The sequence below is a fragment of the Streptococcus plurextorum DSM 22810 genome (genome assembly GCF_000423745.1).
GTDB lineage: Bacteria > Bacillota > Bacilli > Lactobacillales > Streptococcaceae > Streptococcus > Streptococcus plurextorum.
In genome coordinates, this window is sequence record NZ_AUIO01000023.1 from 1 (window position 1) to 9,532 (window position 9,532).

At 38.5% G+C, this 9,532-nt stretch carries 16 protein-coding genes and 2 pseudogenes; all 18 read left to right on the plus strand.

Translation table 11 applies throughout. The features are described from left to right. Positions 1 to 296, plus strand: a 296-nt coding sequence (locus G575_RS12320) for a hypothetical protein (protein WP_037623036.1), incomplete at its 5' end; no start/stop codon positions are given. Positions 297 to 299: 3 nt separating this feature from the next. Then, the gene (locus tag G575_RS12610) at positions 300 to 425 is read left to right on the plus strand and encodes a hypothetical protein (RefSeq protein WP_257104681.1); all 126 of its coding nucleotides are present in this window, start codon (positions 300 to 302) and stop codon (positions 423 to 425) included. A gap of 72 nt (positions 426 to 497) precedes the next feature. Further along, on the plus strand, positions 498 to 896 hold the full coding sequence (locus tag G575_RS0110190; protein WP_027972628.1) for a hypothetical protein: 399 nt from the start codon (positions 498 to 500) through the stop codon (positions 894 to 896). A 2-nt stretch (positions 897 to 898) separates the two neighbouring features. Further along, a complete protein-coding gene (locus G575_RS11510; RefSeq protein WP_051177051.1) occupies positions 899 to 1,909 on the plus strand; it encodes a Tle-like phospholipase domain-containing protein in 1,011 nt (336 codons plus the stop codon). A 41-nt stretch (positions 1,910 to 1,950) separates the two neighbouring features. Beyond that, on the plus strand, positions 1,951 to 2,604 hold the full coding sequence (locus tag G575_RS0110200) for a hypothetical protein (protein ID WP_037623040.1): 654 nt from the start codon (positions 1,951 to 1,953) through the stop codon (positions 2,602 to 2,604). A 17-nt stretch (positions 2,605 to 2,621) separates the two neighbouring features. Beyond that, a complete protein-coding gene (locus tag G575_RS0110205; RefSeq protein WP_027972630.1) occupies positions 2,622 to 3,041 on the plus strand; it encodes a hypothetical protein in 420 nt (139 codons plus the stop codon). A gap of 28 nt (positions 3,042 to 3,069) precedes the next feature. Continuing rightward, complete coding sequence (locus G575_RS0110210; RefSeq protein WP_051177053.1) at positions 3,070 to 3,729, plus strand: Csa1 family protein; 660 nt, start codon at positions 3,070 to 3,072, stop codon at positions 3,727 to 3,729. Between the two features lie 15 nt (positions 3,730 to 3,744). Continuing rightward, a complete protein-coding gene (locus G575_RS11745; RefSeq protein WP_027972632.1) occupies positions 3,745 to 4,173 on the plus strand; it encodes a hypothetical protein in 429 nt (142 codons plus the stop codon). 34 nt (positions 4,174 to 4,207) lie between these two features. Beyond that, positions 4,208 to 4,603, plus strand: coding sequence for a hypothetical protein (locus G575_RS0110220; RefSeq protein WP_027972633.1), 396 nt, complete (start codon positions 4,208 to 4,210; stop codon positions 4,601 to 4,603). 5 nt (positions 4,604 to 4,608) lie between these two features. Further along, positions 4,609 to 5,520: pseudogene (locus G575_RS11520) on the plus strand (SA1320 family protein); the annotation flags it as partial. 140 nt (positions 5,521 to 5,660) lie between these two features. Then, positions 5,661 to 6,059 (plus strand): hypothetical protein, encoded by a 399-nt coding sequence (locus tag G575_RS0110230; protein WP_027972634.1) that lies wholly within the window; start codon positions 5,661 to 5,663, stop codon positions 6,057 to 6,059. 2 nt (positions 6,060 to 6,061) lie between these two features. Next, positions 6,062 to 6,277 carry a hypothetical protein gene (locus G575_RS11525; RefSeq protein WP_051177059.1) on the plus strand — a complete coding sequence of 72 codons (216 nt, stop codon included), beginning with the start codon at positions 6,062 to 6,064 and terminating at the stop codon, positions 6,275 to 6,277. A 10-nt stretch (positions 6,278 to 6,287) separates the two neighbouring features. Next, entirely contained in the window at positions 6,288 to 6,686 is a 399-nt protein-coding gene (locus tag G575_RS0110240; protein ID WP_027972635.1) for a hypothetical protein, read from the plus strand. Between the two features lie 5 nt (positions 6,687 to 6,691). Further along, a complete protein-coding gene (locus tag G575_RS12250) occupies positions 6,692 to 6,850 on the plus strand; it encodes a hypothetical protein (protein ID WP_156874747.1) in 159 nt (52 codons plus the stop codon). Between the two features lie 42 nt (positions 6,851 to 6,892). Then, the gene (locus G575_RS0110250) at positions 6,893 to 7,276 is read left to right on the plus strand and encodes a DUF1433 domain-containing protein (RefSeq protein WP_027972636.1); all 384 of its coding nucleotides are present in this window, start codon (positions 6,893 to 6,895) and stop codon (positions 7,274 to 7,276) included. Continuing rightward, positions 7,276 to 8,268 carry a Tle-like phospholipase domain-containing protein gene (locus tag G575_RS11530; RefSeq protein WP_051177061.1) on the plus strand — a complete coding sequence of 331 codons (993 nt, stop codon included), beginning with the start codon at positions 7,276 to 7,278 and terminating at the stop codon, positions 8,266 to 8,268. Before G575_RS0110250 ends, G575_RS11530 begins: the two co-directional genes overlap by 1 nt. Positions 8,269 to 8,295: 27 nt before the next feature. Then, positions 8,296 to 8,685 carry a DUF1310 family protein gene (locus tag G575_RS0110260; RefSeq protein ID WP_027972637.1) on the plus strand — a complete coding sequence of 130 codons (390 nt, stop codon included), beginning with the start codon at positions 8,296 to 8,298 and terminating at the stop codon, positions 8,683 to 8,685. A 9-nt stretch (positions 8,686 to 8,694) separates the two neighbouring features. Continuing rightward, positions 8,695 to 9,532, plus strand: a pseudogene (locus G575_RS12670) (SA1320 family protein); the annotation flags it as partial.

Genomic DNA, 9,532 nt, shown 5'->3' on the forward strand with positions numbered 1-9,532 from the left:
AAGAAGTGAAGTACAAAGAAGAGCAGGATAGAATGGTGGAGTATTTAGCTCAGAATTATGAAGGTGTTGAAAAAATTGAGTTTATAAATTTTGAAAAGAATAATACTACAGGTACATGGAGTAGTGATGCGATTGTTAATGACATTTATTATATAACCTTTAGCCTTAATGGATTCGGGGGAGAAATAGATGTAACTGAACATATTTCTAGAAGTAAAGGAAAAGAGTTACATCTGAAAAATAGAGAGGAAGATATAAATACTTCAAAAATACAGAAAGTTTATTTTGAGGAATAGAGAATGATAACACATAAAGATTATAATAGGATTGCTGACAAGGTTTATGCGGTAGATAGTGGCAAAGAGGCTTTTCCAATTGAAAAAGGAGATAAAATTTTAGGGAAAAATTCCAAGTCCTCGCTGTAGAAGACAACACCACCAACGGCATGCAGGCTATGGCTGTAGCACCAGTGGTTAACTGTGATTAGGAGATATAATATGAAAAAACGAAGAATTTTTATTAGTTTAGTAGTCGCAATAACAATTTTAATTTTAGGAGGATGTGGAATGACGTCACAGAAAGAAACATTGACAAAAGAGCAACAGGATAATGTGGTAAGGTGGATTGCGAGGGGGTATGAGGTTGATAAGGTAGAATTCATAGAATTGTCAAGAAGTACAAGTACAGGTACATACTTACTTTCATTTCGTATAAATGGGAAAGAGTCACTGGAAACTACAATTCCAGCAAATAGCCTTTCAGAGTTCGATAGTGCAGACGGAGAGCTTTTGTTGGGACCAATTGATGATTTTGAGAAAGTCTTGAAAGAAACACGAATAGATAAGAAGAGAGAGATTAATATTTCTGATATAAGTATATCATATTTGGAGGATTAGTCATGACTACTGATATTCATAACAAGTGGTTAGCAGAACAGGTTTATTGGGTGGATAATGGGAAAGATGATGTTACCTATCATCCAACCGAAGATGGTCGTTATCCATTTGATCCTAAAAATCCTTCCCTCGGTCAATTCCAAGTCCTCGCTGTAGAAGACAACACCGCCAACGGCATGCAGGCTATGGCTGTAGCACCAGTGGTAGATGGCAAAGTAGATACCACACAGATCACCATCGCCTATGCGGGGACGAATTTTGGAGATGGAAAAGACCGTCAGACAGATGTGAATAGCGTCATTCTCGGACTTAATATATACACTTCGAGTATACCCGTAGGCATGACCTCAGTTAATACGACGGCTCAAAGTCAGGTTGATAGCGCCTTAGCCTTTGCGGATAAGATTCAAAAGCAGTATCCTCAAGCAGACATCGGAACGACTGGGCATTCCTTGGGTGGCTATCTGGGTCAACTTGTCGCCATCAAAAAGCAATGGAGCGCTACCACATTTAACGGTCCCGACCCCTCTAATATGCTTACCAAGGAGGAAATTGCCTGGGCGAAAGCAAATACCAATATCCTGATTAACTACAGAAATTCTGAAGACTGGATTGGGAATTTTGGAGGAGACCCACTAGGCATCGCACGAGTGATTAATACCTACACTCATTATGGTTTTGCTGGTGTGGCGACTCATATCCTTGACTATCACGGTCTCTCCACCTGGCAATTTGATCAATACGGCAATTTAGTGGACAAATATGGTTTGATCGTCGATAAAAGGAATTATCAGACCCGTGTCGACATCGATGCGGACGGTGTGGCAGATATTACCTTGAACCGGGCCAATACAGAACCCCGCAACCTTTTCCTATCCTCAGGTCGCATCAGTGCCATAGGGGCAAAGGACATCACGCTTGTTTCCCTTATAGAAACTAACCAGAGAATTTGGAATGAATTCTTTTTTTTTTTATTTTCTACGAATGAAGAGTATTATGACAAACTATGGTAAAATGGATATATAAATAGGTTAAGTGATGAGAGGAGCACTTTATGAAACAAGTATCTAAATTAATATTATTAGTGATAGGAGGATTGATGCTGGTGGTTTTGTCAGGATGTGATGAACGTAATAGTCGTGAGTGGTTGGAGAACAAATTTGGGACGGAGCTTAGCCGTGTCTATCCCACAAAAAATCTGGAAGACTTGTTTGAAGAATTTCCAGATGGGTTTGAGATTAAGCAAAGCAGGTTTACCGAGTATGGACTGATAAGAATAGAGCTATATGGAGACAGCTCTACAAAAACGATTAGTGGTCATATCGTGGAAATTGAAAATGATAAGGAGGTTTCCAACGTATCAGTTTCTTATCAAAATAAGCAATTTACTTACTCAGATGAGGTCAAAGCTAAAGAGTTGTGGTCTGCACAAGATTTTCTTTTTCAACATTTAACGATTAATGAGTCTTACTTGTCAAGACTTAGTGTAGTAGATAAAGATCGAAGTTTCCAAAATGGTGATATGCGGATAATTTACGATTTGACTAGTTCAGAGATAATAGACTTTTTAGGCATCACTAATCCTAAAGGATATACAGTAAAATTAGGTGGCAGTGAGAGCAATGCAGGATATTATTATTCTGTTGTGATTGAAAATAGAGGTACAAATTATCGATTTAGTGAGCGTATTTCAGGTACGAATAATTAAAAGATTGGAGAGGTAATATGGTACAAAACACGGAGAAAGGTAGCGGAGTTCCAACACTGGATGCTGCAAATTTAGCCTATCAATTTGAACGCGTTAAAATCAACTATCCTGATTTGACTGACAAGGAATCTATTATCGATACAGTTGAAGATGAGAAAAACTTCCCCTCAGATGAGCTAGATTACCTAGATGATTTTTACGACAAGAGCACAGGGACTAGTGGAGTGGCCTTTCGAGACAAGACGACAGGTGAGGTGATTGTTGCTTATACAGGAACCAATCCCAATGTTCAAGGCTTTGATGGAAAAATTGAGTACGCAAAGGACATCAAGCTTGCTTCCCTTATAGAAACTAACCAGAGAATTTGGAATGAATTCTTTTTTTATTTTCTACGAATGAAGAGTATTATGACAAACTATGGTAAAATAGATATATAAATAGGTTAAGTGATGAAAGGAGCACTTTATGAAACAAGTATCTAAATTAATATTATTAGTGATAGGGGGATTGATGATGGTGGTTTTGTCAGGATGTGATGAACGTAATAGTCGTGAGTGGCTGGAAAACAAATTTGGGACGGAACTTAGCCGTGTCTATCCCACAAAAAATCTGGAAGACTTGTTTGAAGAATTTCCAGATGGGTTTGAGATTACACAAACTAGATTCACCAAGAAAGGGGTAATTGATTTTGTATTATATGGAGACAGTTCTACAAAAACGATTAGTGGTCATATCGTAGAAATTGAAAATGATAAGGAGGTTTCTAACGTATCAGTTTCTTATCAAAATAAGCAATTTACTTACTCAGATGAGGTCAAAGCTAAAGAGTTGTGGCCTACACAAGGTTTTCTTTTTCAACATTTAACGATTAATGAGTCTTCCCTGTCAAGACTTAATATAGTAGATACAGGTCGAAGTTTCCAAAATGGTGCAATGCGTCTAGTCTATGATTTAACTAGCTCAGAGATAATAGACTTTTTAGACATCACTAGTCCTAAAGAATATACAGTAAAATTAGGTGGCAGTGAGAGCAATGCAGGATATTACTATACTGTTACAATTTATAAACAAAGTAATATTGATGAATATTATTTTAGTGAACAAGTATCCAGTATCAATAACTAGGGGGAAAGATTCGGTATGAGTAATTTAAGTAAAACAGGTAGCGGCGTTCCGACGCTGGATGCTTCAAACTTAGCTTATCAGTATGAGCGAGTTCAGATAGAGTTTCCAACTCTCACCCAAGATGCTTCAGGTGATATTAAACGAACTAAGGAAGCGACACGCGAAGTTGCGTTGCCACAAAATCTAGCCTACCTAGATGATTTTTACGACAAGAGCACAGGGACTAGCGGGGTTGCCTTTCGAGACAAGACGACAGGTGAGGTGATTGTTGTTTATACAGGAACCAATCCCAATGTTCAAGGCTTTGATGGAAAAATTGAGTACGCAAAGGACATCACGCTTGCTTCCTTTATAGAAACTAACCAGAGAATTTGGAATGAATTCTTTTTTTATTTTCTACGAATGAAGAGTATTATGACAAACTATGGTAAAATAGATATATAAGCAACTAAGCATAGGCAGAACGGAGGTCTGATAAATGAAAAGGCGAAATTTACTTTTTGGTATTTTAGTAACAATTACAATTTTTATATTAGGAGGATGTGGAATGGCTTCGCAGAAAGAAACATTGACGAAAGAACAACAGGATAATGTGGTTAAAAGGATATCGAGAAATTACAAAATTAAAAAGGTAGAATTTGTGAATTTAGAAAGGAATAATTCAACAGGTTATTATAGTTTAGTATTTAAGGTGAATGATAAAAAGACGACGAATATAGTTCAGTTTAAGAATGCTGAGGAATTTGACAGTTCAGAAGGAATTATTGCTTTGGATCCTATTGAAGAATTTACTGATATTAAAAAGTCTATAGAATTCGATAGTAGTAAGAGGGTAGACACTAGTGATATTACAATAATCTATTTGAAAGGATAGTTCCTATGATGACAGAACAACAATCTAATTGGTTAGCTACACAAGTCTATAGTGTAGATGGTCAAAAAAATGATGGTCAGTATGAAACTATTAGTAAAGGTACATATTATTATGATAAAAACAACCCTGAGATAGGTCAATTCAAAGTCCTCGCTGTAGAAGACAACACCGCCAACGGCATGCAGGCTATGGCTGTAGCGCCAGTGGTAGATGGCAAAGTAGATACCACACAGATCACCATCGCCTATGCGGGGACGAATTTTGGAGATGGAAAAGACCGTCAGACAGATGTGAATAGCGTCATTCTCGGACTTAATATATACACTTCGAGTATACCCGTAGGCATGACCTCAGTTAATACAACGGCTCAAAGTCAGGTTGATAGCGCGCTTGCCTTTGCGGATAAGATTCAAAAGCAGTATCCTCAAGCAAACATCGGAACGACTGGGCATTCCTTAGGTGGCTATCTGGGTCAACTTGTCGCCATCAAAAAGCAATGGAGCGCTACCACCTTTAACGGTCCCGACCCCTCAAATATGCTTACTAAGGAGGAAATTGCCTGGGCAAAAGCAAACACCAATATACTGATTAACTACAGAAATGCTGAAGACTGGATTGGAAACTTTGGAGGAGACCCACTAGGCATAGCAAGAAACATAGAAACCTACACTCACTATGGGATTGCAGGTGGCACGACGCATATCCTGAACTATCACAGCCTCTCCACCTGGCAATTTGATCAATACGGCAATTTAGTGGACAAATATGGCTTGATCGTCGATAAAAAGAATTATCAGACCCATGTCGACATTGATGCGGACGGCGTGGCAGATATTACCTTGAACCGGGCCAATACAGAACCCCGTAACCTTTTCCTATCCTCAGGTCGCATCAGTGCCATAGGGACAAAGGACATCACGCTTGCTTCCCTTATAGAAACTAACCAGAGAATTTGGAATGAATTCTTTTTTTATTTTATTTCAAAACCCAAATCCCCTCAGGTGTGATAAAATAGAGTTAGAAGCAACTAAGCATACATAGAACGGAGGTCTGATAAATGAAAAGGCGAAATTTACTTTTTGGTATTTTAGTAACAATGACAATTTTTATTTTAGGAGGATGTGGAATGACGTCACAGAAAGAAACATTGACAAAAGAGCAACAGGATAATGTGGTTAGATGGATTGCAAGGGGGTATGAAGTGCAGGAAGTTGAATTTTTACAATTATCACAAAATACAAGTACACGCATTTATTTACTATCCGTTCGTATTAATGGAGATGAGTCTCTAGAAACAACAATTCCGGCAGATAGTCTTGATGAGTTTAGTAATTTGCATGGAGTAGTTGGGTTGAATCCTAGAAATAACTTTCAAGAGCTGGAGAGATTGAAATGGCTTACCGAAGAAAGTGACGTTGATATATCGGACATTAAAGTGGTGTATTTGGAGAATTAATTATGAGTACTGATATTCAAACTAAGTGGTTAGCTGAACAAGCATATTGGGTTGAAAGAAATAGAGAAGATGTAGAATATCACCCTAGTGAAGGAAACAGATATGATTTCGAACCTAAAAACCCTACTCTTGGGCAATTTCAAGTTTTAAAAGCTGTAGACAACCCAACAAACGGCATTCAGGCAATAGCCGTAGCGCCAGTGGTTAACTGTGATTAGGAGATATAAAATGAAAAAACGAAGAATTTTTATTAGTTTAGTAGTCGCAATCACAATTTTAATATTAGGAGGATGTGGAATGACGTCACAGAAAGAAACATTGACGAAAGAGCAACAGGATAATGTGGTAAGGTGGATTGCAAGGGGATATGAGGTGAATTCAGTAGAGTTTACGAATTTTGAACGAGATAAGAAGACAGGTATGTATTTATTGTCATTTAAATTAAATAACAATAGTGCTTATGAGACAACATTCTCTGTGCGTCAACTGAAAGAATTTGATGAATCTAGTGGTATTTTAGGACTTAATCCGATAAATAGATTTAAAAATTTAGAAAGAGAAGAAGATATAGAAGAGTCCCAAGAAATAAAAATTTCAAAAATTAAAATCACATATGTGAAAGGATGAGCGACATGAAAATTACAGATCAGCAAAATAACCATCTTGCAGATCAATCTTACTGGGTAGACAAGGAAAAGATGATGTTAAATCTCATCCAGAAGAGGGAGAACAGTATTATTCTTTTTTTATTTTATTTCAAAACCCAAATCCCCTCAGGTGTGATAAAATAGAGTTAGAAGCAACTAAGCATACATAGAACGGAGGTCTGATAAATGAAAAGGCGAAATTTACTTTTTGGTATTTTAGTAACAATCACAATTTTAATATTAGGAGGATGTGGAATGACTGAGAGCAATAAAGAAGTGAAGTATAAAGAAGAGCAGGATAGAATGGTGGAGTATTTAGCTCAGAATTATGAAGGTGTTGAAAAAATTGAGTTTACAGAGATTGATTATAATATCATGACAGGAACTTATAATTTTGATGCTACTGTTAATGATAAAATAGAGGTTAGGTTCGTTTTAAGAGGATTGAAAGGTGATATTTATATGAACGAGCTCTATTCTCGTAATTCTGGAAATCGTTTAATCAAACTTGATAAATCTGTTAATAGTCCAGATACAACACATATTGAAATAGTTTATAAGGGGGAATGATGATGGTAACGGATGCAGATTATAATACTATTGCCGACGATGTGTACAGTGTTGATTCTCAGAAAACATCTAAACCTTATCAAGTTGGTGATACTGTAGCAAATAAATTCCAAGTCCTCGCTGTAGAAGACAACACCGCCAACGGCATGCAGGCTATGGCTGTGGCGCCAGTGGTAGATGGCAAAGTAGATACCACACAGATAACTATCGCCTATGCGGGGACGAATTTTGGAGATGGAAAAGACCGTCAGACCGATGTGAATAGCGTCATTTTCGGACTTAATATATACACTGCGAGTATACCCGTAGGCATAGCTTCAGTTAATGTGACGGCTCAAAGTCAGGTTGATAGCGCCTTAGCCTTTGCGGATAAGATTCAAAAGCAATATCCTCAAGCAAACATCGGAACGACGGGGCATTCCTTAGGGGGCTATCTCGGTCAACTTGTCGCCATCAAAAAGCAATGGAGCGCTACCACCTTTAACGGTCCCGACCCCTCAAATATGCTTACCAAGGAGGAAATTGCCTGGGCAAAAGCAAACACCAATATATTGATTAACTACAGAAATGCTGAAGACTGGATTGGGAATTTTGGAGGAGACCCACTAGGCATCGCACGAGTGATTGATACCTACACTCATTATGGCTTTGCTGGTGTGGCGACTCATATCCTTGACTATCACGGCCTCTCCACCTGGCAATTTGATCAATACGGCAATTTAGTGGACAAATATGGCTTGGTCGTCGATAAAAAGAATTATCAGACCCATGTCGATATTGATGCGGACGGCGTGGCAGATATTACCTTGAACCGGGCCAATACAGAACCCCGTAACCTTTTCCTATCCTCAGGTCGCATCAGTGCCATAGGGACAAAGGACATCACGCTTGCCTCCCTTATAGAAACTAACCAGAGAATTTGGAATGAATTCTTTTTTTATTTTCTACGAATGAAGAGTATTATGACAAACTATGGTAAAATAGATATATAAGCACCTTAAAGAAATAGGAGGCAAACGATGAAATCATGGCAAAAATGGCTGTTAGGCATAGCCATCGCATTTGTGGGAATAATAGGAATAGGAGTGACATATCAGATGAATAGACAGGCACAATTAAAAGAAGAAATGATTAAAATTGTCGAGAGTGATGAGGCAAAATTAGTATTTGAAAGGGTTTTAAAAAATTTAGACTCTGAATCTTTGACAGAAGTTGGGACTATAAAATCCTATGTGGTAGATTACGATAGTTTGCAGAAAAATCCTATGGGAGGAATGTTTGTGAGTTTGCTGATAAATGAGAATTCGAATCTAGAAGTCACTATATCCCTGAATCGTCGCAACTCGTCTGACGAACTTAGAGCCGGGGGCGTAACTTACTCAGAAGAACTAGATAATTTATTAAAATAGGACTATTTTATGAAGAATTACACAGACTATCAAAGACAGCAAATTGCTGAAGAAGAATATAATAGCCGACTGAAATTCGGTCAGCCTGTTACAATAGATGAAGGGAAAACCACCATCGGCTATGTTGCTGAAGTGGAGCAATCAGGGTCGGGATTTAAGGCTTATGTCATCACAGATATCAAATTACCCAAACATCCGACTCAGGCACAACTTGATAGAGTCGGTCAAGTCACCATGCTCTATGAAGGCTCGACTGCATCAGGAGACACGCCACAAAAGGCCTTAGACACCCTTCTTGATTGGGTGGTCAATGATATCCCGATGGCTGCAAGAGTCATGGTTCCAGATTTGATTCCCACCCGTGGGACAGTTCAGTTGAGAAAAGCTGCGGACTTTACCAATCAAAGCATGGAAAAATACCGAAACGCCTATTTTGACTTTTACGGACACTCCCTAGGCTCCATGAATGTGCAGTACGGAATAACTTCGGTCGACACAGAGCACCTCTATAGAATTTCAGGTGCCTATATCTATAACGGTCCCAACACCTACAGGGTATTGAGTCAGGAACAGCGTGACAATGAAGCGCTTCTTCATGACCGTATTTACAACTATGTGGACCCCCTAGACATGGTTGGCATCGGCTACCATCCAGGAGAGAGCGCCGTCGGTCAAGTCTTTCGTATCAATACCGTAAAAAGTTCCAAATCAGGATTAGAAGCCTTAGTTGACCAACATATGTTTGGAGGCTATACCTACGATGACTATGATAATATGATTGACAAAGATGGTTTTCCTGTTCATCTAAACCCGATTAAACCTTTGGACATCAATGGCGATGGCAAGC

Coding starts and splice junctions, on each gene's coding strand:
- G575_RS0110240 (WP_027972635.1), top strand. CDS start 6,288: ATGAAAAAACGAAGAATTTTTATTAGTTTAGTAGTCGCAATCACAATT.
- G575_RS0110210 (WP_051177053.1), top strand. CDS start 3,070: ATGAAACAAGTATCTAAATTAATATTATTAGTGATAGGGGGATTGATG.
- G575_RS11530 (WP_051177061.1), top strand. CDS start 7,276: ATGATGGTAACGGATGCAGATTATAATACTATTGCCGACGATGTGTAC.
- G575_RS11510 (WP_051177051.1), top strand. CDS start 899: ATGACTACTGATATTCATAACAAGTGGTTAGCAGAACAGGTTTATTGG.
- G575_RS0110250 (WP_027972636.1), top strand. CDS start 6,893: ATGAAAAGGCGAAATTTACTTTTTGGTATTTTAGTAACAATCACAATT.
- G575_RS0110230 (WP_027972634.1), top strand. CDS start 5,661: ATGAAAAGGCGAAATTTACTTTTTGGTATTTTAGTAACAATGACAATT.
- G575_RS11525 (WP_051177059.1), top strand. CDS start 6,062: ATGAGTACTGATATTCAAACTAAGTGGTTAGCTGAACAAGCATATTGG.
- G575_RS12610 (WP_257104681.1), top strand. CDS start 300: ATGATAACACATAAAGATTATAATAGGATTGCTGACAAGGTTTATGCG.
- G575_RS0110190 (WP_027972628.1), top strand. CDS start 498: ATGAAAAAACGAAGAATTTTTATTAGTTTAGTAGTCGCAATAACAATT.
- G575_RS0110220 (WP_027972633.1), top strand. CDS start 4,208: ATGAAAAGGCGAAATTTACTTTTTGGTATTTTAGTAACAATTACAATT.
- G575_RS12250 (WP_156874747.1), top strand. CDS start 6,692: ATGAAAATTACAGATCAGCAAAATAACCATCTTGCAGATCAATCTTAC.
- G575_RS0110200 (WP_037623040.1), top strand. CDS start 1,951: ATGAAACAAGTATCTAAATTAATATTATTAGTGATAGGAGGATTGATG.
- G575_RS0110205 (WP_027972630.1), top strand. CDS start 2,622: ATGGTACAAAACACGGAGAAAGGTAGCGGAGTTCCAACACTGGATGCT.
- G575_RS11745 (WP_027972632.1), top strand. CDS start 3,745: ATGAGTAATTTAAGTAAAACAGGTAGCGGCGTTCCGACGCTGGATGCT.
- G575_RS0110260 (WP_027972637.1), top strand. CDS start 8,296: ATGAAATCATGGCAAAAATGGCTGTTAGGCATAGCCATCGCATTTGTG.